21 protein-coding genes and 1 other RNA gene are annotated in these 23,751 nt (G+C 48.5%); 2 read left to right on the forward strand and 20 right to left on the reverse strand.

Features of this window, described 5'->3' with window-relative positions; all coding sequences use genetic code 11:
• Positions 1-3: 3 nt before the first annotated feature.
• Genes EQU24_RS12490 through EQU24_RS12500 form a run of 3 tightly spaced genes read right to left on the reverse strand, consistent with a single transcriptional unit; the run spans position 4 to position 4,158 of the window.
• Positions 4-1,185: a restriction endonuclease subunit S gene (locus tag EQU24_RS12490; RefSeq protein WP_017839182.1), complete on the reverse strand. Its 1,182-nt coding sequence runs from the start codon at positions 1,183-1,185 to the stop codon at positions 4-6.
• A complete protein-coding gene (locus EQU24_RS12495) occupies positions 1,178-2,662 on the reverse strand; it encodes a type I restriction-modification system subunit M (RefSeq protein ID WP_017839181.1) in 1,485 nt (494 codons plus the stop codon). The genes EQU24_RS12490 and EQU24_RS12495 overlap by 8 nt, the downstream gene beginning before the upstream one ends.
• Positions 2,659-4,158 (reverse strand): type I restriction-modification system subunit M, encoded by a 1,500-nt coding sequence (locus tag EQU24_RS12500; RefSeq protein ID WP_017839180.1) that lies wholly within the window; start codon positions 4,156-4,158, stop codon positions 2,659-2,661. Before EQU24_RS12500 ends, EQU24_RS12495 begins: the two co-directional genes overlap by 4 nt.
• A gap of 216 nt (positions 4,159-4,374) precedes the next feature.
• On the opposite strand from EQU24_RS12500, the gene EQU24_RS22415 reads away from it, so the two are divergent.
• Complete coding sequence (locus EQU24_RS22415; protein ID WP_175421686.1) at positions 4,375-4,584, forward strand: hypothetical protein; 210 nt, start codon at positions 4,375-4,377, stop codon at positions 4,582-4,584.
• Positions 4,585-4,638: 54 nt separating this feature from the next.
• On the opposite strand, the gene EQU24_RS12510 is transcribed toward EQU24_RS22415, so the two are convergent.
• The 6 genes from EQU24_RS12510 to EQU24_RS12540 form a co-directional block, all read right to left on the reverse strand.
• A complete protein-coding gene (locus EQU24_RS12510; RefSeq protein ID WP_244310885.1) occupies positions 4,639-5,109 on the reverse strand; it encodes a PIN domain-containing protein in 471 nt (156 codons plus the stop codon).
• 8 nt (positions 5,110-5,117) lie between these two features.
• Positions 5,118-5,369 (reverse strand): UPF0175 family protein, encoded by a 252-nt coding sequence (locus EQU24_RS12515; RefSeq protein WP_244310886.1) that lies wholly within the window; start codon positions 5,367-5,369, stop codon positions 5,118-5,120.
• Positions 5,366-5,578, reverse strand: a complete 213-nt coding sequence (locus tag EQU24_RS12520; RefSeq protein WP_017839177.1) for a hypothetical protein — start codon at positions 5,576-5,578, stop codon at positions 5,366-5,368. Before EQU24_RS12520 ends, EQU24_RS12515 begins: the two co-directional genes overlap by 4 nt.
• A gap of 137 nt (positions 5,579-5,715) precedes the next feature.
• Positions 5,716-6,090, reverse strand: a transfer-messenger RNA (tmRNA) gene (gene ssrA, locus EQU24_RS12525).
• Positions 6,091-6,724: 634 nt separating this feature from the next.
• Positions 6,725-8,311, reverse strand: coding sequence for a GTPase (locus EQU24_RS12535; RefSeq protein WP_017839176.1), 1,587 nt, complete (start codon positions 8,309-8,311; stop codon positions 6,725-6,727).
• The gene (locus tag EQU24_RS12540) at positions 8,292-10,028 is read right to left on the reverse strand and encodes a GTPase (RefSeq protein ID WP_017839175.1); all 1,737 of its coding nucleotides are present in this window, start codon (positions 10,026-10,028) and stop codon (positions 8,292-8,294) included. The genes EQU24_RS12535 and EQU24_RS12540 overlap by 20 nt, the downstream gene beginning before the upstream one ends.
• A 157-nt stretch (positions 10,029-10,185) precedes the next feature.
• Between EQU24_RS12540 and EQU24_RS12545 the strand changes: the two genes are divergently transcribed.
• Complete coding sequence (locus EQU24_RS12545) at positions 10,186-10,605, forward strand: hypothetical protein (protein WP_017839174.1); 420 nt, start codon at positions 10,186-10,188, stop codon at positions 10,603-10,605.
• 143 nt (positions 10,606-10,748) lie between these two features.
• Here the strand turns inward: EQU24_RS12545 and EQU24_RS12550 are convergent, their stop codons facing one another.
• The 11 genes from EQU24_RS12550 to EQU24_RS12605 all read right to left on the reverse strand — a co-directional run bounded on the left by EQU24_RS12550 (position 10,749) and on the right by EQU24_RS12605 (position 23,713).
• Positions 10,749-11,423, reverse strand: a complete 675-nt coding sequence (locus tag EQU24_RS12550; RefSeq protein WP_017839173.1) for a DUF2959 domain-containing protein — start codon at positions 11,421-11,423, stop codon at positions 10,749-10,751.
• Positions 11,423-12,040 (reverse strand): amino acid kinase family protein, encoded by a 618-nt coding sequence (locus EQU24_RS12555; RefSeq protein WP_235726370.1) that lies wholly within the window; start codon positions 12,038-12,040, stop codon positions 11,423-11,425. Before EQU24_RS12555 ends, EQU24_RS12550 begins: the two co-directional genes overlap by 1 nt.
• Positions 11,983-13,356: an aminodeoxychorismate synthase component I gene (pabB, locus tag EQU24_RS12560; RefSeq protein ID WP_017839171.1), complete on the reverse strand. Its 1,374-nt coding sequence runs from the start codon at positions 13,354-13,356 to the stop codon at positions 11,983-11,985. Before pabB ends, EQU24_RS12555 begins: the two co-directional genes overlap by 58 nt.
• Before the next feature lie 653 nt (positions 13,357-14,009).
• Positions 14,010-14,828 carry a tRNA pseudouridine(38-40) synthase TruA gene (gene truA / locus EQU24_RS12565; protein WP_017839170.1) on the reverse strand — a complete coding sequence of 273 codons (819 nt, stop codon included), beginning with the start codon at positions 14,826-14,828 and terminating at the stop codon, positions 14,010-14,012.
• Positions 14,829-14,842: 14 nt separating this feature from the next.
• Positions 14,843-15,331: a L,D-transpeptidase gene (locus tag EQU24_RS12570; protein ID WP_017839169.1), complete on the reverse strand. Its 489-nt coding sequence runs from the start codon at positions 15,329-15,331 to the stop codon at positions 14,843-14,845.
• 140 nt (positions 15,332-15,471) lie between these two features.
• A complete protein-coding gene (locus EQU24_RS12575) occupies positions 15,472-16,017 on the reverse strand; it encodes a plasmid pRiA4b ORF-3 family protein (protein WP_017839168.1) in 546 nt (181 codons plus the stop codon).
• A 111-nt stretch (positions 16,018-16,128) separates the two neighbouring features.
• Positions 16,129-17,472 (reverse strand): 23S rRNA (uracil(1939)-C(5))-methyltransferase RlmD, encoded by a 1,344-nt coding sequence (rlmD, locus tag EQU24_RS12580; RefSeq protein ID WP_017839167.1) that lies wholly within the window; start codon positions 17,470-17,472, stop codon positions 16,129-16,131.
• Positions 17,473-17,474: 2 nt separating this feature from the next.
• Positions 17,475-18,059 (reverse strand): YdbL family probable chaperone protein, encoded by a 585-nt coding sequence (locus tag EQU24_RS12585; protein WP_017839166.1) that lies wholly within the window; start codon positions 18,057-18,059, stop codon positions 17,475-17,477.
• A gap of 12 nt (positions 18,060-18,071) precedes the next feature.
• A complete protein-coding gene (locus EQU24_RS12590; RefSeq protein ID WP_040575437.1) occupies positions 18,072-20,078 on the reverse strand; it encodes an intermembrane phospholipid transport YdbH family protein in 2,007 nt (668 codons plus the stop codon).
• 61 nt (positions 20,079-20,139) lie between these two features.
• On the reverse strand, positions 20,140-21,030 hold the full coding sequence (gene cysM, locus EQU24_RS12595; protein WP_014148720.1) for a cysteine synthase CysM: 891 nt from the start codon (positions 21,028-21,030) through the stop codon (positions 20,140-20,142).
• A gap of 385 nt (positions 21,031-21,415) precedes the next feature.
• A complete protein-coding gene (locus EQU24_RS12605) occupies positions 21,416-23,713 on the reverse strand; it encodes a PhnD/SsuA/transferrin family substrate-binding protein (protein ID WP_017839164.1) in 2,298 nt (765 codons plus the stop codon).
• Positions 23,714-23,751 lie beyond the last annotated feature (38 nt).

Below are 23,751 nucleotides of genomic sequence, written 5' to 3' on the forward strand. Positions count from 1 at the left end.
ATGTTACCCCAAATAATTTCCTACTATTTCCTGCCTAATTGAGTTTGCTCTTTCTTCCTTAGAGCGAATAGTGCTGAGTAATTCACGGTACCCATCCAAAATTAGTGCAGTTTTTTCCTGCAAATGCTTTGGTGGCTTAGGAACCCAAAACGTAGAAAAAGAATCAGAGCTTAATCTCTTGGTGCCATGAGTGGATGTGCTAACGCTCGATAGGAACTTTGGCGAGCTCGCAATTAGCCAATTGAGAATAAATCGAGGGCAAAAATCCTCATCGACTTCTATAGCCTTCATATCCTGATTGAAAGCCGCTGTAACATTGGTTATTCCAACCGGGAACGTATGTGCCAGTATCATTCCTCTTACAACAAATAGTATTGTATTCTCAGATATAATTTTTGAACCTGACTTTGCACCTTCATCAGTTATAGTATCTATAGATTCCGATAGATTTACCGTCTTCATGTCTTTTGGGCTGAACCAAGGAATTGAACCTCCCCAATATTCAGATTTCGACTTTGAAGGTGTTCCACCGCTAAGAAACTTGCCTACCAAATCAAACCTAACCTCATCCCACGACTCAGGTATCAAGCCGCAATTCGCTTGCCTTTTTGGTTCATCACTCTTACATCCGTACAACAATTCTTGCATTAACAGCGGCACAAGATTTTCGCCAGAACTAATAGCCGCCCTTGCATAATTATTGATATTTTCTGAAGCTAAAAGAATGTTTTTCTTTTCTGAAAGCGTATTCAATGAGGACTTGGTAGTAGAAAACTCTGCAATTGATTTGAATTTAGTTCTGGGTGATAGCGACCCAGATGATGTGTTTATTGCCGTCATCCAAAATATATTTGATTGAACTATATGCGCCAGTAAATCCCTGTCGAAGTTTGCCTTTGGCTCCATAACAATAATGTCACCTGAGCATATCCCATCAAACTCAGCAATAGCCGCCTTTTTTAGGTATGGACGGCGCTTCCCAAAAAGGATATGCCCTTTTTTAAAGACTCGGGTAAAACTTGGGTTATCTTCAGCAATCATTCCCCAGCGTTTGATTTTTAGCGAACCGGAATCCAAATGTTCTAAGCCGATGTAGCGTTCATAGCCATCGGCAATCGGGTCTTTGGTGGTGAGCTTTACTTCACGGCAAATATCACCAAATTTAACGGTTTGTTTATCAGTCATTGTTTTTTACCTCGTAACCTAACTGCGCGAGGCTCTGGAATAATTTATTGGTCTGTTTCTTCAATTGCACACGGCTGACTTTCCATGCCTCGATGGCATGTTCAATATCGTGTACTTCGCCATTGCTTTGTGCTTGCACATAGAGCGGAATCGACAGGTTGTAGAGGTTTTCTTTGATGGTGTCGATATCAACCAAAGCCGTGATGTCGCTTTGCTTGTCAGGTGCAAAGTAGGCTTCACACAGCACGGCTAAATCCTCATCGGATAAGCGGCTGTGGGCGCGCGCTCGGGTTACGTGTTCTACGCCATTAATAAACAACACCTTGTTTTTGCGCTCGGCAGGTTTATTGCAATTAAGCACCACCACGCAGGATTCCATCGGCGAGTTGTAGAATAGGTTTGGCCCAAGGCCAATCACCGCTTCGATAATGTCGGATTCAATCACCTGTTTACGGATGCTTTGCTCGGAATCGCGGAATAGTACGCCGTGCGGCCAGAGCATGGCGGCGCGGCCAGTGTCGGGTTTTAGGCTAAGGATGATATGGGTATAAAACGCATAGTCGGCACAGCCTTGTGGTGGCACGCCATACAGATTACGGCCATAGGGGTCGGCGGCAAACTTGTCGCGGTTCCACTTTTTGATGGAGTAAGGCGGGTTGGCGAAAATGACATCAAACTGCTTGAGCTGGTCGTTTTCAATAAACTTGGGTTCAGCCAGGGTGTCGCCGCGCAGCACATCGAATTCTTCAATGTCGTGCAGGAACATGTTCATACGGGCGATGGCTGAGGTGAGCAAATTTACTTCTTGGCCATACAAATGCACACTGCGCCATTCTTCACCGCGTTCGCGCAGATCCATCACCGCGTTAAGCAACATACCGCCAGTGCCGCAGGTGGGGTCGTAGGCGGTTTCACCGGGTTTCAAGCCCATGATGCGGGTCATCAAATGCACCACGGTGCGGTTGGTATAAAACTCGGCAGCGGTGTGGCCGGAGTCGTCGGCGAATTTTTTGATTAAGTATTCGTAAGCTTCCCCCAGATCATCCTGAGCAACGGATTTAATACCCAGCGGAATTTTACTGAAGTGTTCAATGAGGTCGGCCAGCAGGTGATCGGGCAGACGCTCTTTGTTGGTCCACTGGGCATCGCCAAACACCCCATGCAAGCGCGGATTGTTCGCTTCAATTAAGCGCAGCGCGTTTTGAATGGCTTCACCAATGTTTTTGCTGGTGTTGCGCACCTTTTCCCAACGCGCTTCTTGTGGAATATCAAAACGGTGGAACATGGGCATGGCGGCGTATTCGGCATCGCCTTCGTGAATCTCCAACGCTTCGGCGTATTCTTCTAAGTACACGTCGGACAGGCGTTTATAAAACAGCAGAGGGAAGATGTACTGTTTGTAGTCTGAGGCGTCGATTTGGCCGCGTAAAAACTCGGCCGCACCCCAAAGGAGGTTTTCTAAATCTGCTTTTTTCATATCTCAAAACCCTCTTGGATCAGTAGGGCTTCCAATTCGTCTTCGGCTTGTTCCAATGCGGCGAGCTTTTGTTGAAAATCTCTCAAAGCTTCCTCAACCGTTATGGTTTCTTCTTCCAGTGGCTTTTGGACATAGCGCGCAATGTTCAGGTTGAAGTCGTTTTCTTCGATTTCACTGATTGGAACCCAGCGCGCAACCCCTTCAATTTCTGCAGCTTTAGGGCCCTGTTGAATCTGGCTTTGGTAGATAGCGTAGATTTCATCGGCTTGATCATTGCTTAGGGTGTTTTGCGCTCGACCTTTGGTGAAGATTTCTTCGGCATTAACGATCAGCACATGATCTTTATGAGTCTGCGGGCGTGATTTGCGTAGCACGAGAATGCTGGCTGGAATGCCTGTGCCATAAAAGAGGTTCGATGCCACACCGATAATGGCTTCAATGCGATTCTCTTGTAGTAGTTTGGTGCGGATGGCACCTTCAGCTCCGCCACGGAACAGCACGCCATGTGGCAAAACGACGGCCATTCGGCCCTTGTCATTTAACGAGGCGAACATGTGCTGTACCCAGGCAAAATCGCCGTTAGTTTTGGGAGCCAGGCCATACTGTTTGCGGCCGAACGGGTCCGCCGACCAAAGATCATAGCCCCATTCTTTGAGGCTGAATGGCGGGTTGGCGATTACACAATCAAAGGTTTCCAACCGATCGCTGACCAGAAACTTAGGGTCACGCAATGTATCGCCGCGCACAATATCGAAGTCTTCCTGGCCATGGAGAAACAGATTCATGCGCGCAATGGCTTCGGTGGTTAGGTTCTTTTCTTGGCCTTTGATTTTTAGCAGGCGTGGATCACCGCCGTTTTCTTTAACGTGATGGATGGTTTCCAGCAACATGCCGCCGGTGCCGCATGCGGGGTCGTAGACACTTTCACCGGCTTTGGGGTCAAGAATATTGACCATTAAGCGAACAATTGTGCGCGGGGTATAGAATTCGCCCGCCTTTTTGTTGGCCTTATCTGCAAAGCGTTTAATCAGGTATTCGTACGCACGACCCATATCGTCATCGCGTACGCTGGCGACACCGAGATTCACCTTATTGAAATGATTGAGCAGTGTGCTTAATAGTTCATCTGACAGGCGATCTTTGTTGGTCCAGCTGGCATCACCAAAAATGCCATGGAGCTTTGGGTTTGCCAGCTCGATGCCTCTGAACGCATCCTTCAGAGCCTGGCCGACGTCTTTCGTTCGATTGAATACATGGCTCCAGTGGCAGTTTTCTGGAATCTGTATGCGATGGAACATATCGCCCTTGGCAAGCTCTTCATCACCCACTTGCGCCAAGGCTTGATCAAACTCCTCGTCGTAGACATCGCATATCCGTTTGAAAAACAGAACCGGAAAAATGTACGTTTTGTAGTCAGAGGCGTCTATGGGGCCGGTGATGATATGAGCGGCGTGCCATAGATGGGCTTCGAGGTCTTTTAGGGATATCAACGTCATTAATGTTTGTTCTCTTGGGGTTCAGGCTCATAGCCTGGCGCGAGCTGCAGATTATCCACCCCGTATACTGGCTCGTTACGTAGCCCAGACTTTTCGCTATCAGTGCTTGCGTTTCAGCTTCCCCCCGTGTCAGGATAGTTGCCGCCATAGCGATATTTGGGATTGACGGTTAAGGTGATTTGCTCCAGTGGTTCATCGGGTGTCAGTTAGTTCGTCTTGCAAGCCATAGGCGTTGATGAACAAGCGGTTGTTTTCTTCCTCCAGCTGTTGCATTTCCATGGTTGTCTGGTGGTTTTGTTGCTGCCATTTGTATCAAATAAAAATCCACCTTCAGAATATCTAACTCCTAAGTATGAAGAACTTATTCTTGACCATACCGGAGATCTGACTAAACGCCCGCGCACCTATGTGGGGCGTATTTTTTGATGTTGTTGGTGTTCATTCGAATGGGCAGTCCAATTTTAACCAGCGGTGCGGCAATTACTTCGTGTCTGAGGAAATTAAGAGATTTTGCCTGATTTGTTCCATAAGGCGAGACGATAAATACATGCCATGTTGTCCGGTTAATTTGTTAATATGCCGCCAAACTTGTACCGGGGTCAGGATGTCGGATTTTGCCATCAGCAACAATAAGCCAAGGGTACCCATGACTTTTAACCCAAGACGCTGGGCTTTTTTTCGGGCCAACAAATCGTCCAGAATGACAAAGTCGGCCAGTGTTTCTTGCGCCAATACCATGGCGGACAATTCGCCGCGATGGAGTTGGCCTAATGCGCCTCTGAGGTAAGCGTCACCGGTGTTCGATAATGCTTTAACAAGCATGAAGCTGGGCAAACTGTCATCGCCTAATTCTGCTTTGACGTCTTCCGGCACCAAAATCTCGGTCGCGCAATGCGTTAGTAAATGCAGACAATTGATCTTGCCAAGGAAAATAATCGGGCTGGTGTTCAAGACTATTTTCATAGTTTGAGGTCATCAACCGTTGCTATATCTTCTAAAACACATTGATCGGCTATTCGGTAACCTTGATCGAAATGTTCTATTAAGCGGTCGTTGAACGCTTCGAAACTAAGTCCGGCAATATGTGCGGCACTGGCGAAACTGATTTTACCTGCATGGTACAAGCTTGCCGCCAGGAAAAATTCAATGGCATGCTGACCTAGTGGTTGCAAGACTTCTTCAAATTCGGGTTGTAATTCTACTAACATCATTGGCTCCCAATAGTGCTATCGATACAGCGGCCGGCATAGATTTCCTCTCTCGTACAAGGACTTTCATCAACGACGGGGCGACTAAAACGCTCGAAAAAAACATCCCATTCGCCGGCTGATTGAAAAGGCTCTTCCTTACCAGCCGAAGTAGAATAGGTCGCCGCCTTGCGCGCACGTTGTTTGATCGTGTCTGCAATCAATTCTTGCAACCATTCATCGGGCGTTTTTCCATTAAAAGGTGAAAGTCCGCGACGACCAAGTCCGCAACTCCTTGGCAAATAAGGCCTGTAGCGCGGGACACAGGCATAAAAAAAGGTGAACTGAGATCAGTTCACCTTCTTGAATTTGGTGGAGGCGGCGGGGATTGAACCCGCGTCCGCAAGCACTCCGCCACAAGCTCTACATGCTTATCCTGATCTTTTGATTTAACCGCCGGCTACCCGTCAGGCCAAGAAAACCGTCGGCGATTCCGTTAGGTTTTAGTGCGTCAGCTCCGGACAGGCATCGGCACGATCTTATGTGCTGTGACCCCTGAGTGATCCGAAGATCCTACCCGCATAAGCACAGATAGTCAGAGGAATGGTGGCTGTTTTTATGCAGCCAAAGCCATTGAGTAGTTTTCGTCGTTTGCGAATACTTTATTTCAGTAGGTTTTACGAGCTGTACTGTGCTCGGCATGCACTCAAGGTTTTGCTACCCACGTCGAAGCCATGTCGCCCCCTTAGTGTTGCGCGATATTAACAATTAAATTCATCATTAGCAAATGTTAATTTATTATCGCGCTTCGAACTTGCCTCTTTCCGTTTCTGCATCGTTCGCATATAAAGACCTTCTTAATGACCGACAGTTCCTTAAGTTTAAATTTAATTTTGGATATGTTTGGGTGAGCGGTGAGCGGTGAGCGGTGAGCGGTGAGCGGTGAGCGGTGAGCGGTGAGCGGTGAGCGGTGAGCGGTGAGCGGTGAGCGGTGAGCGGTGAGCGGTGAGCGGTGAGCGGTGAGCGGTGAGCGGTGAGCGGTGAGCGGTGAGCGGTGAGCGGTGAGCGGTGAGCGGTGAGCGGTGAAATGATCCGGCATTTAACCCATTTGTCAAGTCCTAATTTCATCTTTCATCTTTCATCTTTCATCTTTCATCTTTCATCTTTCATCTTTCATCTTTCATCTTTCATCTTTCATCTTTCATCTTTCATCTTTCATCTTTCATCTTTCATCTTTCATCTTTCATCTTTCATCTTTCATCTTTCATCTTTCATCTTTCATCTTTCATCTTTCCTCTTTCCTCTTTCCTCTTTCCTCTTTCCTCTTCCCTCCTCTTTCCCTGCTCACCGCTTACAACTTACTGCTTACCAAAAAAACTTTAATCAACCAACATTCTAGCTAAACGACTATCAATTCGTATCGTTTCGATACTTTCTTGACTGCTCTCGCATTGTCGTATTATCTGCTCGACCTCTGCCGCAATTTCGTTACGTTGCTGACAAAGCCTCTCGATGGCATTGACGATCTCCGCTTCGATTTGTATCAGCCCTATCGCCGCGCCCTTTTTCAAACCTTTCAATGCGGCTTTTTCAAGCGATGGCTTGAGCTTTTTCAGGATGAAAAACGGAATCAGCCAACTGAGGCCTACAAACAAAACGCTATGGATCGCAAAGTTCGCCCCCAGATAGTTACGGTATTCCAAACTACTATGATAGTAACCGGAAAAAACCTGGTAACCGACAAAACTCATCGCGCCGAGCGGCAGTACGATTTCGCAAAACCGCATACCTTTTAAAAAAGCACGATGCGCGGCATGTCCGGGATTGGCCAAGGCCTGTCTGACCGCGAGTTCTGTTTGGTCATACATGAGTTTTTCGGCCTTGCCTCGTAATTGCAATAATGCGCGTTTCAGCGCAGCTGTCGCCAACCCGTTGGCATCGGCATGTAGAATAAGGTCGTCGAGCGTATCCTCAAAACGGCTTTGCGCCCACGCATCCCATAACTCGCTTTGCTGCTGTTTCGACGCTTTATCATGTTCGGCATAATAACCGGCTAGATGTCGAAGCGGCCATTCGAAACCTTGCTGCAAAGTTCGACCGGTGTCCTGCCAGCTCCGTCGCCAGCGCTCAGCAAGATTTCGATAATCCAGGTCATTGCCGACATGATTCAAACAATCGGCCAATCTCATTTTCAATGCATCCTTTCGAGCCTGAGTATTTCGATATTCCAATTGTTTGACTGTGGTTTCGGTCGCAAGTGCTGCAATCGTCTCAGCCAAGTTTTCAAACTCGTCGGAGAAATCAGGTTCGCCGCAGGCAGTCTTGAAAATAATCGGGGCGTCAAATCCGGCCACGCTTAACTGTTCTTTAAAATCGCCGTATTGCACAGCCTCACCGCGATCCCATTGATTCATCACAAACAGCCAAGCATGACGCCCGCCTTCGGCCAGCAATAAACGCCAAGCTTTGTTATCCCGGTATCGTTCGGGACTGACGACATAAATCAATACATCGATATGCGGCAGCCATTGCCGCACGATTTCTTGATTATGCAAGGCTGTACTATCGAAATCGGGCATATCGATCCAGATGACATTTTTATTGGTTTCGTCATCGTGCTCGGCCTGACGGATTTCATCGAACGGTAGGTTTTCCGGCAATTTCGACAATTGCACTGCGCGATGGCGGTACATCGTCACTTCTCGCGACGTCGGACGCTCGATGCCGGTTCTTGCGATCGCCTGACCGGCCAAACGGTTCAATAATGTGCTCTTGCCGACACCGGTTCCGCCCATGAATGCGACGATCAGGGGCCGGGATAACGAACGGTCGATCAGCGACTCCGGCGTTCTCGAGTCGATCGCCTCAAGCTGTCTCGCCGTATGTTGGTCTATCCATCCGGCCGCTACTGCTCGTTCGGCCCAACGCTTGGTGTTTGCGACTAAATCAGAGTAATCGTAATCCATGTTTTTTATTCTTGAGTTGCTGCTCGGCCTGTTCTAATTGCTCCGGGGTAATATTGAAATAGCTGTCCGAGGACAATTGCTCGGGCAGTTTGAACAAGGCCTCTCGAAGGCATTCGATATAAAGTTTTTGCCTGACAATTTGCAATTGCCGCTGCTTGAGTTCCGCCTCGACCTTATTCAAATAGCTCCCCATCGCGCTTTCGGTCAAAAACGAAGTCACCGATAACATCGCAGGTGCTATGATTAAATCGTGCAGACCTAGTCCGCCAGCCTGAAGGGAAATGGCAACGGCAGCCGCATCGGTGGTCGCGCGGGTGGCTCTAAGACCGTTCAATACATAAGGCTGTTCCTGTAATTTTGCATAGAGGCGAAAAGCCGCGCTTTCGACTTCCTGCTGAAAATCATTATGATAACGCAGCACGGCATCGTTGAATTCTGCCAATAACGTATGCCGCCGATTGCGCAACAATCCGATACCACCCCGCCACCAAGCGCTGTCGCTATTTTGTTCGGTTTTTTCCAGCAATGCATCCATGATGCGTATCAATAAATGTTCCGCCAGATGATTCAATAAAGCAACCTCCTGACTGCTGTCGGTTATGCGAGATCTCTTCTCCCCTATTTTCATGACTTGCCTAATCGGCCAAGTTAGTGCTTTGCGAGTACCGACCAAAACTCTTGCGAGCCCGGGTATTTCCAACAAACTCAACAATTTTGCCAAGGCGCTTTGAAAAGTTTCGTAATAACGCGGATGATTCAAATAATCGTTTTGATACTGCGCTAACGACTGTTTGATCGATGCATCGACAAGGCTTCGCCATTCTTGCAATGCCAGGTGTTCCGCATGAACAGGCTCCAGCCACTCCTGCCAATGTTTAAGCAAAAACTCTTGAACCGCTTCATTGTAACGGCGGCGATTGACTTGGCGAAACAATTGCCGGACCGCCGACCGCTCGCTTTCCGGCCATGTTGGTGCGGCTTGTTTTTGATAGAATAGCGGCACGATAGTCGGGCAATCGTCGCTTCTCGATTGTCGCCATTTTTCGGTCAACGAACGGATTACGATATGCTCGCTACCTTCGGCCAGCTTGTTCACGCAAATTAAGGTCGGTTGACGCAATGTTTCAATCGAACTCATCAGCTCCCATACCGATTGGTCGGCATATTTCTCTTTGCTGACGACCAAAATCACAACATCGGCCAACGCAATCGAACGCATTAACGCCTCGCTGTAACCAATCGCGCCGATCGAATCGAAATCAGGGGTATCCCAAACCAAGCACTCGGGCAATAAATCGGATGACCCTATGTTCTCGGTCAAGGCATAACACTCGAGCCTGTCCTTACGTAATTCGTCTTGGCGCACTTGTTGAAAACGTCCAAAGAAATGCTGCACATTTTCGCAGTCTTCAAGTTTGACCGCATTACAAAAACCTTGCGCATGCACGGTAAATCCGGCCAACGGACTCACACCAGCCTGAGAGCTGTTCAGCAATAGATTGACCAAGGTACTTTTTCCGGCTTGCGTCGGACCAACTACGGCCACTTGTAAGGGTTGAAAAGTAAACCGTTTATGCATATCGGCCTTACGAATCGATGCTTCGGCCAAAATTTGCCGATCGATGCGTTGCTGATACACTGCCTTGACCGCATCGTTAGCGGTATGCGAAGAAACCGTTTGATAGCGTTGCTTTAGTAATTGAATAAATTCCAGCATATTGATGTGGCTTAGGTTTATAATCGCCAAGTAATTGGAGTGTTCGACTTCACAGCGGACACCGAACAGGAAAATGGAGTTTCCGAAAAATTAATTAGCTAATTAACATTATTATAAGAATAGTACACCAGACACTATAACGATTGAGGTTAACCCTATGAGGATTCTATCAGCCCTTTTGCTCTCCGTATTGACTTTATCGCTAACCGCCTGCGGTAGATCGGAACAAATTAACGGGCGAAGCAGCAGCACCGCTTACCGGTCGGTCAAAATGCTAAAGGAACGCTTGCCCCCGGAAAAACGAATTGAATTCGAAATCTCGTTCTGGACCATTCGTGACGCCTACAAAGACACCGCTGAATTTCTGTCTCAAGTCGACGGCAAAAATCCGGACGAAGTCATTGAAACAGGCCGGGAGATTTATCAGCAACGTAAAAACCAAGGTTTCAGGGAATACCAGCAATATAGCTCCTGGGAAGAAATGATCGACAAATATGCAAGGGAACGCCGCGAACAAGACCGACACATTAAACCCGACCAAAGAGATAAAGCGAACGACGTTCTTTACAAATTGTAAAAGCCCTAAGAGAGAAACATGCAGGGCGGATTTGTACCATCGATCCGCCCCTGCGAATTAGCGCAGAGAAAGCTTCGCGGCCCCTTACCCTAGGTTGTTAAGCGACTCGACGAACAGACTCTTTGCTGTTTAATGACCCCATTTCAAGCTGCGGGCAAGGCTTTTTGCTCGACCAAACCGGCGATAAAGCGGTTCGCTTCGAAAATGGTCTGCTCCATCGCTTGAACCAACTGCGTCATATCCATGCTGATTTCGATGAACTCATGCTCGATCGCGGCAATCGCTTGCGCGTTGAGATTGTGCTTCAAAAACAATACCTGATCCTTGAATGCCGCCAAAACCGGGTTGATTTTACTTTCGGCTCTGTGCATCGTTTTGATTAATTTAGCGTAATGCTGCTGGGATTGCCTTAATTGCTGCCGACTTTTGGTCTTCAACGAGCGATTACTATACTCGTCTATTTCGGCTTCCCATTCTGCAAACAACGCACCGGTGACTTCTTCGATCGCGCGAACGCGGCAACCGACCTCATCTGCCTTCGCCTTACAGAAATCGTATTGTTGCTGCAATAAGCGATATTTGGTTTCGAGCGTCGAATCGTCAACGACGACAATCGTTTTAAATCGATCCAAAGCACTTTCGAAATGAATTTTGGTTTCTTGCAAACTGCTGCAGGCTTGTTCGACATGCCTCACCACCATATCCCGTTTCGGATGCCCCATCGACTCCTTGGCCTGATAATAGGCTTGACGGGCTAATTTGCTCACCAAACGTCCGACCGAATTGAGCGTTTTTCGGGTTAAATTGTTATCTGCCATCAGAACTTATCTTTATTAACGACGCTTATTTTAAATCGGGCATTTTCGGTAACTACAGGAAAAGCCCGATCGACAATCCCTAATTCCGCAAGTTTGTTTACATCAGCGGCTTGCGGAATTTCAGCCGACTTGATCAAAATTAATTCATCGGCACCGAGTCTAACTGCGAGCCAAGCGGCAAGACTGTCGGAAGTTACTTCCCAACTTGCGGGGACACCGGCTTGATTAAGTTCATTGACATCGGGTGACCAAATGACCGATTTTCCTAGATCGAGCTGCCGAACAGTATCGGCAATCGACCCAGCCAATACACAATCGCGATGCATCGAATGCATTAGCAAGGCCATCTGCCGCATCGCCAAAAGAGCCATTGCGTGCGCGGTAATATCATCGAAATGCCAACGCTGTTGAGCCTGACGCACTTGTTCGGCAAAATCGCCGCCGCCGGGAACCCAAACACATCCTTCCCGGTAGAAAGCAGCCGCTTTGTCCATACACGATTTTAAAGTACCGCTGCATTCAAGACTACCGCCGAATTTTATGACCCGCAATCCGGCTTTCATGCAACCGTCAACTGACGTAAAACCGATATCATCGCCGAGGCTTTGTCGAAGCACTCCTGGTATTCCTCTTCCATCACCGAGTCGTTGACGATACCGCCGCCGGCCCAAAAACGGATCGTATCATCCGAATGCACCAAGGTTCTGATCGCAATATTGGTATCCATATTGCCGTCGAAACCCATATAGCCGATCGCTCCGCAATAAACACCCCGCCGATGCGGCTCCAATTCTTCGATGATCTGCATCGCCCTGATCTTTGGCGCACCGGTAATCGAACCTCCGGGAAAACAGCTTCTCAATAAGTCCAAACTATGCCGCCCATCTGCCAACTCGCCGGTAACCGTGCTAACCAAGTGATGCACCGTCGCATAACTTTCGATATCGAATAAACGGGGAACTTTAACGGAACCTTTTTTGCAAGTTTTACTGATATCGTTACGCAATAAGTCGACGATCATGACATTTTCGGCACGATCTTTCTTGCTGCTTTCCAACTGACTGATTTGATCCAGGTCGTCGGCGTGACTAGATTTCCTCGGGCGCGTTCCTTTGATCGGCTTGGTTTCGACAAAGCCGTCACGAAGCTTTAAAAAACGCTCCGGCGAGGAACTCAATACGGATGCCTCCGGCGTATTCATATATGCGCTAAACGGCGCCGAATTTAATTTTCGCAGTTTCAAATAAGCCGCCCAAGGATCGCCATGGCATGGTGCACTGAAACGCTGGGCAAGATTGACTTGGTAACAATCGCCATCTTTCAAATATTTTTTGATACGACTAAAGGCTTCGGCATAATCCGCCAGATCGAAGTTGGCTTCGACAGACCCCGTGACACGGAACACATTTTGAGCCCCCTCTTCCGGCAATCGGCTAAACAATGCCGTCAAATCCACCAATTGTGCTTCATCGAGGTAACCGACCAAGCGGCTGCGCCGCAACTGATGATCGACAATAACAGCCCATTCGTAAATACCGACCGCCATTTCGGCAATATTTTCGGCATCTCGCGCAATGACCGGTAGTTTTTCCAAGCGGCGGGCCAAATCGTAGGAAAAATATCCGATAGCGCCACCATTGAATGGCAAATCGTCGAATCCCGACCGCTTCGGTAGTAATTGTTTTTTAACCAATTCAAAAGGATCGTCGGTCGATTCGCTGACAACACCCCCCCGCTTGATCTTAGTGACATTTCCATGTGTGACTAAGGTGCAAACCGGATCGGCGGCGATGATATCGAAACAGCCATGTCGACTAACCGGATATCCGCTATCCAAAAACACCGCCCAAGGTTTACCGGCAAGCGGTGCGAACAAGCGAGCACTATCTTCGAAATATGGAAGTGGTTGATTGATGATTTTAGATAGCGACATTTAATAGAGAAAGAGGGGAACCGTTCGGAGTCATCCAAGTATCCGCAATGTTTGAGAACACAGCATCAAATGCCGATGAACAAGATTGCAATTTTATAACATCCTAGGGTATTTAAGAAACGTAAAAGGAAACGATACCATGACAAGCGCATTAATCTAAATTCGGTAGTTTATCCATGAAGTACATGAAGTTACTTTCATTACCCCGGATAATGAAAATACTCTGGGCGGTTAGGGTGCAGTAACTCGCCAAACAGGACGCTGTGAATACATCCATGTAAGCTTGACGGCGGCTTTCCCTACCGCCGACACCTGTCTGTCGAGAAACCGCACCCTATTTTGATCGCGTACTTTAGATGGCGCACTTTCACAGTAACGTTCATAAAGGCCAAGCATCGCCTCGGCAAATGAAAGCTCTTGGTGTTGGAGGGTGCGGTCACTCGCCCGACAAGACGCCGTGAATACGTCCATGTAGGCTCGACGGCGGCTGTCCTTGCCGCCGACGCCTGTCGGTCGAGCAACCGCACCCTCTCCGGAACCGGCATTTTCTCTGCCGAGCTTCTTATATCGAAAAATTAGATAAAGAACCCAAATCTACGAACTTTTACAGTAAAAAAGGCTTTGTATGAAGTCATCACTGGAAGCGCTATAATTTAAACTTTCGGACGATCATCGAAACGTTTTGCATCGGACGGCAGTTTATCGAATACCGGATGCTTAGTAATGCCGTAATGTTCCGGATAATAAACGCCACCTAAATACAAGCCATCGGGCGGCGCTGTGATTCCGCCTTGATCGCGATCCTTGATCAACAATAATTCTTGTGCCCAATCGACCGGCTGTTTATCCATACCGATTTCCATCAACACGCCGGCAATGTTTCTGACCATGTGGTGCAAAAACGCATTGGCCGAAATATCCATAATGACCTTTTCCTGTTCGCGGTAAACATCGATAAAATGCATCATGCGGCAAGGACTTTTGGATTGACAGCCTTGCGCCCTGAACGACGAAAAGTCATGGTCGCCAATCAAATATTGTGCCGCTCGATGCATTTTATCGGCATCAAGCGACTGATAGCACCATGTGACTTGTTTGCGCAGCAACGCCGATTTCATCGGCCTGTTCAAGATGACATAGCGATAAAACCGGGCAATAGCGCTGTAACGGGCATGAAAATCGAAAACCGCCTGTTGCGCCCAAATAATCCTGATGTCATCGGGCAAATGCGTATTCCCGCCCATCATCCATCCGTACATAGATCGCTCGGCTTGCGTGTCGAAATGCACCACCTGCTCGAGCGCATGCACGCCGGCATCGGTCCGGCCCGCACAGATTATCGTAATCGGCTCGTCGGCGATTTTGGACAGTGCAGTTTCCAACTCGGATTGAACGGTGCGCCGCGCGGTTTGCCATTGCCAACCGAAAAAAGCGCTACCGTCGTATTCGATTCCTAAAACGATTCTAGGCATCTCAATCTAATAATTTATTCATGAATATAAACTTCGGTATTGATCGCAACGCGCTCGAATAAATCGATCAGATCGGCATTGATCATACGAATGCAGCCGTGCGATTCGGGCTTGCCGTTCATCAGTTCGTCGGGGCAACCGTGAATGTAAATATAACGCCAGGCCGTATCGACTGAACCGTAACGGTTTTTTCCCGGCTCGAGGCCGCCCAACCAGAGAATTCGAGTCAAAATCCAATCGCGTTCCGGAAATTGCTTGCCTAATTCCGGTGAATAAATCTCACCGGTCGGCCTACGTGCTTTGAAAACGGAATAGACAGGAATACCCTCACCGATTTTCGCGCGAATCTTATGCCAGCCGCGCGGCGTACATTCGCTGCCCCTCAATTCGCCGGCGCCGTTTTTTGCCGTAGAAACGGGATACGACTTTACAACCCTACCTTCATCGACAATTACCAATCGTTGCACGGGAATCGAAATGTCGATGAATGAGTTAGATTTCATGGGTTTATTAGTGAAGAGTGAATAGTGAATAGTGAATAGTGAATAGTGAATAGTGAATAGTGAATAGTGAAATGGTGCGACATTTTAACCGCTAGTCAAATCCTAATTTCCTCTTTCCTCTTTCCTCTTTCCTCTTTCACCTATAAATCCAGCAACTCGTCATTAACATCTGCCATATCGAAATAGGCCGGGTCGAATTCATCGATTGACAACCATTCGTGCATTTCATCATATTGCGGATTTTCCGGATCGCTTAGGATTTTGAGCAAGTTTTCATAACCTGGAATACCACCACAGTCTTCAGGCGGTGCTGCGCGTTCGCCTTCTATACAACGAGGCAAATGGCCGCCATTGTCATCGTTAGATAGGATTTTTTCTAGTGTAATCGTATGCATCCAACTATCGCCGAAATCGTATTCGTATTTAATTTCCTGCATTTCCTGATTCAGAAGCTCAGAAATCGTATGTTGACTTTCATCCTTTAAGTCAAACTCTTCGTCCGGTACGCCGTAAAAAACGCCATCGGCGATAAACTGATGCAAATGCGATTCAAACCATCCCATCGAAACTTGAATAATATCGTGCAATTGCTGCAAATTCGCGTCTTCCGATACCAATAAACGGCGCCAAATAGGTGGAGTAGAACCATCCAACGAAACTTTGATTTGATATACTTTATTTACCATTTTTTAACCTTTGAATTATTAAACGTATTATTTATCGATTTGATTTCATCATAGGCCCGCCCCCTTCGATAGGCGCGTCGATTCCGAATTGATGTTTATTGCCCTTTTCATTCACCGATCAGCGGCATTAAACAGCGCAATCGATTCCACATGCGCGGTTTGCGGGAACATATTCATGACGCCGGCTTTTACCAGTTTAAAACCTAAATCGTTCACCAGAATGCCTGCATCGCGGGCCAAGGTCGACGGATTACACGAGACATAGACGATACTTTCGGGCTGCCATTGCTTGAAATGATGCAATACCTCCGATGCGCCGGCTCGCGACGGATCGAGCAAAATTTTGTTATAGCGCTGTTTCGCCCACGGTAAATCGACAATCGCCTTGCTCAAGTCGGCTGCGTGAAACTCGACATTATCCAGATTGTTTAAGCGGGCATTCGCCCGTGCATGATTGACCAACGGCAAATCGCCTTCGATACCGACCACTTTCCCTGCATAACGAGCCATCGGCAAGGTAAAGTTTCCAAGCCCGCAGAACAAATCCAGCACGACATCGTCCTTAGTTAAATCCAACGCTTCAATGACCCGGTTGACCATTAGCCGGTTGATTTCATAATTGACTTGCGTAAACATCGCCGGTCTGAACCGGAATACAATATCGTGCTCCGGCAAAGCATAGGTCGGGGTTACTACCGGTTCGCCATCAATCGGCGCAATCGTATCGGGGCCTTTCGACTGTAGACACAAGGTCACATTATGCTTATGTGCAAAAGACCGCATTCGCTCCTTATCCTCGTCGGTCGGCGGCTCCAGTACGCGTACCGCAAGCACGCAATCCTCATCGCCGATCGCAACTTCGATTTGCGGAATTTTCTCTCTGATCGTCAAGCCGCCGATCATCTCCGATAAAGCCATTAAGCGCGTTCCGATAACCGGATGCATGACCTTACAGCTTTCGATCTCGGCCAAAAACGGTTGGCGCTTTTCGCGAAAACCGACGAGCACTCTGCCTTTTTTCGCGACATATTTGACACCCATGCGCGCCTTGCGCCGATAACCCCAATGCGGCCCGTCCAATGACGGCCAAATTTCGGGAATATCGAGCTTACCGATGCGTTTAAACTGCTCTTTCAGCAATTCCTCTTTAATATGGATTTGCTCGCTTGAAGCGACATGCTGAAAACTGCAGCCCCCGCATACGTCATAATGCGGGCATTCGGCCTCGACGCGGCACTCGGCCTTATTCAATAGCTTGACGACCCGGCCTTCGGCGAAATCGCGGCGAATGTCGGTATAGACAAATTCGAGTTCCTCACCCGGCAAGGCCGCATCGATAAATACCGCCTTGCCGTCTACATGGGCAACCCCTCGCCCGTCATGCGTCAGCGAATCGATGATGGTTTTAACGGGGGTGTCCGGTAATTTTTTACGTTCCCTTTTTCTCCGCGCCATGCTTATTTTTGTCTCCAACTGCCGTTCGGCATTTGATACCACCAGCCGGACTGCGCATTACTGACCCAACGCGCGGCAAACGTCGATTTGATCTGAGCGAACCAATTGGGTTGGCCGTTGGCATTGGCAATAGCCTGGTATAACTGATTACGATCGGCGTTCTCGGCGGCCACCAAACGATTCACCTGTGTTCTATCGCGCAAAGGCACGGCAGAGGCATTCCTGACGACTAACAGGCCATCCGAACCGATGCCAACGTAGCCTGCATCGTAAAACGGTTTCAGCGACGAAAAACGGCTTTGCATTGATGCGGTCAGGCGTCTGATTTCGGGCGAGTCGATCGACAGATCGGCTTGCTGGGCATGAGCCGGCGCAATGACGACATTCAATACCCCGTCTATCGCTTGATAGAAAGCGATCCGCCAATCCCACAAACTGCTACTGGGACTCACGGGCGAATCGGTCGTTTGCTGTATATCTTTAATGATTTGATCCGCCGCTTTTTCCGCGGCAGCGGCGGGAAAATAGATATTAATCGTCACACAAGCCGTTAGCAGCAAGGCGCCGATGAATGATATTTTTTTCATGTTTAACTCCGGTTACTCAATGACCATGTCGTCTGAGGCCATCGTAATGCGCTTCAGACGCTCCAATAAAACATTCCAATCAACTCGGGGATTATACCCCATCACATCGATTCTCGGCAGACCGCCGCCTTTGACGATGTAATACCCTTGCTCGGCCGGCTCTACACCTGTCAACTGGCACACGCCATTATGCAAATAACAGCCGATGCCGAGACGCTCGTAACCGAAAGTCTCGAAAAAACCTAAAAAGGTTCTTGAAATTAGGTCGTTGGCCCCGCCTCCGCCGATACTAGCTAAATTTTCGACTGCGGTTTGGCTGATTCGATGCCTCGAATCGTCATCATCCGGCGTGCCTAACCATGCAAAAAAAGTCGCCGGCTGCCAATTTTCCAGATAGAGATCGCGAACAAAACCGGACAAGCGCCCTTCGATACCGCCGAATTTAAATTTGCTCGTCAATAGCGCCAGATCTAAATTCTCTATTTCGACCGAACCATAGAATTGAGAAAATTCACTGAATAAGCCGGAGGATGCTAGTTGGCTTATCGTAACTCGGCCGTCGAACACATCGATCGTCAACTCGCCATCCAAGGCAAGTTTATTATCCCGGTAATCGACGCCGGGAATCCTGCCGCTAATCGTTCCGCTCATCGGCGTCCAATCCAATGCCTGCGTCAACTTTTCTAATGAAATATTTTCCAATTCGCCGATAAAAAACAAATCGTGCTCGTCGTTTTCGCGTGCAGTCCAGTCGAAACGTTCGATGGTTAGAGCACCGCCAAGTAACGGTAAGCGCGATTTATTTAATAGGCGAAACGAGGTCGCTTCAGTCAAAAACGAAACTTGAGCCGAGTCAACCGGCACATTACCCAATTGCAGCCGTTGCCAAGAAAAGACTGAAGGTCTAGCAGGGCCTTCTCGACCAGACCAATGCAACACCCCGATTCCATCGATTAAAGCCAAGCGGGATTGGCTGTCGCTTACGTTCAAACTACTGACATTCAAAGCCAGGTCGAGCAGTGCATTATTATATATCGAAGCGTCGGCGCTTAAACGCCCGGACAGACTCATGCCTTCTGCCGGAGTACCCAAGAGCAGCGAATCGAGATAAATGCCGGATACAGACTGCAAATTTTCCGCTTGGACAAAAAACCGTCCCTGCTCGAGACTCAAAGAAGGAATCGTTTTAACCTGGCCGCTTCCGGATACCTCGAATACGCCGGGGTGGCGAAAATCGACATGCGCGATGTCCACTCGCCGCGAATCGACATACCAAGTACCCGCGCTATTGATCGAGACTGTTTCAGGCGACAGTTCGACAAACCAGGGCTCGATATACAATCCTCCTTTGGAAAATTCGGCGCGGCTCAACCATTGCCAATTGCCTGTCGCCGAACCCGCCCGTAAAGACCATATGGCATCGATATCTTCTCCGGCAAGACTACCGTCCGTAGCTTGTGCGGATAAACCCTTAAGACTGGCATAGACGGAAAGCTTGTCCAATTCGATTCCGGGTCCTTCTGCTAAGACATCGATATCCGCACGCCCCGCACCTATTTGAAAGTCATCGGAATCGATAAAAGGCTTGATAGCGTCGCTTTGCAAGCCGCGCGAATTTACTTGAAGCGCCCAACGTTCGTCTTCGACCGAGGCATGCACGGCAACTTCGCCGCCGCCGGCTTTGAGCCGTTCGATGCGTACTTCACTACGCCGGGGACCGATACTGAAACGAAAATCGAAAGCCGGCGATTGTAACCAGGCGCTTTTAATTTCCGCCCTGCCTTTGAAACAATGGATTTCCTCGTCGCGCCAACTGAAATCCGAACATTCGATGCTGACGAATGTTATTTCATCGAAGGGCGCGGGAAGCCCGAGAGATTGCACCGATAAAACGATATTTTGAGACGGCGCCGCAAATTCGGACAACCGAATCTCTATACCTTCAAGCTGCCAGCCTTCCGCTTCGATCGTAGATATTCTCAAGCCGACCGAATCCAATGCCATTACCGTTGAAGACATCAACAAACACGAGGAAATTCCAAGCGTTTTCATGGCACATAGTAGCCAATAGCCGTAGCGATCAACCGGGAAAAACACCAGTCGATAAATAACGGTCGCCACGATCGCAGATAATCACGACAATCACCGAATTTTCAACTTCTGCAGACAACCTCAATGCAGCGGCAACGGCTCCGCCCGACGATACCCCGGCAAAAATACCTTCCTCGGTCGCCAGCGCCCGCATCGTGATTTCGGCGGTTGCTTGATCGATATCGATAATTCTATCGACGCGGCTACGATCATAGATTTTCGGTAAATATTCCTTCGGCCAACGCCGAATGCCGGGGATTTTCGAATCGCCTTCCGGCTGAACGCCCACGATTTGAATCGCGGGATCTTGTTCTTTTAGAAAGCTCGATGTCCCCATGATCGTCCCGGTCGTGCCCATCGAGCTGACGAAATGCGTGATACGGCCTTCGGTATCGCGCCAGATTTCAGGGCCGGTACCTTCATAATGCGCGCGGGGATTGTCCGGATTGGCAAACTGGTCGAGAATTCGGCCTTTGCCTTCGCGCTCCATTTGCCGGGCCAAATCGATCGCGCCCTCCATGCTTGATGCGGACGGCGTCAAGATGATCTCGGCGCCGTAAGCCTTCATCGATGCCCTACGTTCCTCGCTCATGTTGTCCGGCATGATCAAGGTCATTTTATAGCCTTTGATCGCGGCTGCCATGGCCAATGCGATACCGGTATTACCGCTGGTCGCCTCGATCAAACGATCGCCCGGCTTGATTTCCCCGCGCGTTTCGGCATGTTTGATCATACTCAGCGCGGGCCGGTCCTTTACCGAACCGGCCGGGTTATTACCTTCCAGTTTGGCTAAAATAATATTCGACGAATCTCCGGGCAAGCGTTGTAATTTAACCAGGGGAGTATTGCCGACACAGGATTCTATCGTTTTAAAAGTCATGTCTGAATTGTCTAAAGTAAAGTTATTGCTGTGAGGAAAATAAAGCTATACCTTTCGCACTTCAAATTTCGGCAGTGCCGGAGGAGGCCTCGGGGTGCTAGGTCGATTTTTGCTCCTCGGCAATTGCTCCTGCATTGCCCTAATACACGCCATCCGTGGCGTAATGCAAAATCGACATTCACGCCATCCATAGCGTTCATAAAGGCTTTGCCAGCATGGAGCTGGCATAGAGCCTACATGGACGTATTTACGGCGTCCTTTAACGGGCACCCCGAGGCCGAATTTTCATCTACGATGAGTATAAATTGAACGGACATACTTCGTGCGATCAATGTCTATCCGTGCCAATAGTGTCTATTTTCCAGCTCTTGAAAAGATTTTCCGGCTAAGCCTTGCTGTCGATCGAAGGCGGCTCTAGCGGTATTTCGAATGCGAACAGACTGCCATAACCTTCGCCTTTCGATTCGGCCCAAATTCGCCCGCCATGGTGCTCGACAATGCGCCGGCATAAGGCCAAACCCATTCCGGTACCCTCGAACCGCGTTCGCGGTTGCAAGCGGCTGAAAAAAGCGAACAAACGATCAATCTGCGCCGGATCGATGCCAATACCATTATCCTTGATACGCACTTGCCAAATGCTATTGTCTCGCTTTGAAGCTATTTCCAAATGCGGTTTATGTCCTTCGCAATATTTAACCGCATTGCCGATCAAATTCTGAAACAAACGAATCATTTCATCCGGACTCGCATACACTTGAGGCCACTCGCCGTCGATATCGATGATCGCCTTCGACTCGTTGATGATGGCAGCCAATACAACGAGCGACTCGTTGAGCACTTCGAGACTGTCTACCCGGCGCATTGCCTCGGTTTTACGGCCGACACGGGAAAACTCGAGTAATGACATAATCATCGCATCCATGCGTTTAGCCCCTTCAAGCACGAAATTAAAATTAAGCTGTCCGTCTTCGTCTAATTTACCTTTCAAATCGTTCGCTAAGAATTGCAAATGCCCAATGATGCTTCGCAAAGGCTGACGCATATCATGAGAAACGCTGTAAGCGAATTGTTCGAGATCGGCATTCGACTGCTGCAAGGCTTCAGTTTTCCGCTCGAGTTGTTCGGTCGCACGCCGCCGCTCCATTTCACTCGCGGCACGCGTTGCAAATACCTTCAATAAAGACAACAAGAATTCGGGATTATCGATCGGTTTGACATCCATCAACCCCATATGCCCCAAAAATTGGCCCTGACTATCCGACAACGGTATTCCTACATAACTTTCCACGGCGTTTTGTTTTAGCCAAACATCATCCGGAAAATATTCGGCGACTTTTTCCGAAAAGACGCTAATCCGCTTTTTAATAACATTCTCGCAAGGCGTGCCGCAAATATCGTAACTAAAATTTTCGCCGACCATTTCACCGTTCCAAAACGCAATAGTTCGCGCTTTTCGAATATCGCCACTATCTATTTCGGCAACGAAAGCAAAACGCATGTTCAATACGTTCGCCAAGCATTCAACCAACGACGCAAAAAAAGTTTCCCCGACAACGGACGACGTTCCTTTAATAATCGCCTCCAGCGTATTACGCGTTTGTGTCAAAAGCTCGGACTTTTGTAACACAAGCCGGCGTTCCGCCTGTAATTTCTTATTGACCCTCCATAGACTCAAACTCAATAACGAGATCAAAGCGGCAATGACTACAGCGGAAATAATTAGCAGCGAATAACGCCGCCAAACATCCTCAAGCGTAAAACGAGGCGGCGAATCGAAAGGTGGTAAACGCAAGTCTCGCAACAAATCCGCCACGGCGGTGTAATCGGCCGGAATGGTAAAACCACGAATTGCTAATTGGCGCGTAACCTCGGGATTGTCGGTTAATAAGAATAAAGCGGCGACAACGCGACGAGCCAGCGTTTCGTTAATATGCGGCAAAGATGCAATAGGCCATTCGGGAAACAAACGCGTCGATATCGCAGCAGGAAAATCGGGTAAATCTTGACGATTTAGTACCTGCACTCGGGCCAGGTCGAGTTTTCCTTGCAGAGCCATCGACTCGAGCACACCGCTACGCACAAAACCGACCTCGGCATCGCCGTTAAATACGGCTTCTATGACCCGGTCATGAGGCATCCCTGTTACGAATGGCTTAAAATCCTGACCGGCATATAAATTATTTTTCATTAATTCATGAGCCTGCATTTGATAGCCACCCAGCGACCGGGTCGTGGCGACGGCAACCGTTTTTCCGCGCAAATCGGACAAATGCTGAAGCTCTTTACGATCAGTCAGTGTAAAAATAACGCCGCCAAATGCCGAAAGCGCTTGACCGCCCTCGCTTTTAACCAACGTTGCCAAAGGCGCCGACAAACCGCTTCGGTAAGCCATTAACCAATAATGCGATGGATTCGTCAAAATAAAATCGATTTGACGCGTCGCGACTGCCTGCTCCAACTCCTCATAATTCATGGCCTCGACACTAAATTCGCAATCCGGAATCGCTTGATTCAAAATATCGGCCAGCGGTTGATATTGCTTCTGAATATAGTCTTTAGAACGATAAGCCAAGACACCGATTTTCAGAGGTTCGGCTAAAACAGTTGACTCAAAAAGAACGCACAAAAAAGCTAACCCGACACAACAAGAAGCGTTTTTGCAAATCCCGGCATATTTTTTCATCGGACCATCCTGCATCCAACACACATCAGTCCCCGGAA

This window comes from Methylotuvimicrobium buryatense (assembly GCF_005931095.1).
GTDB classification, from domain to species: domain Bacteria; phylum Pseudomonadota; class Gammaproteobacteria; order Methylococcales; family Methylomonadaceae; genus Methylotuvimicrobium; species Methylotuvimicrobium buryatense.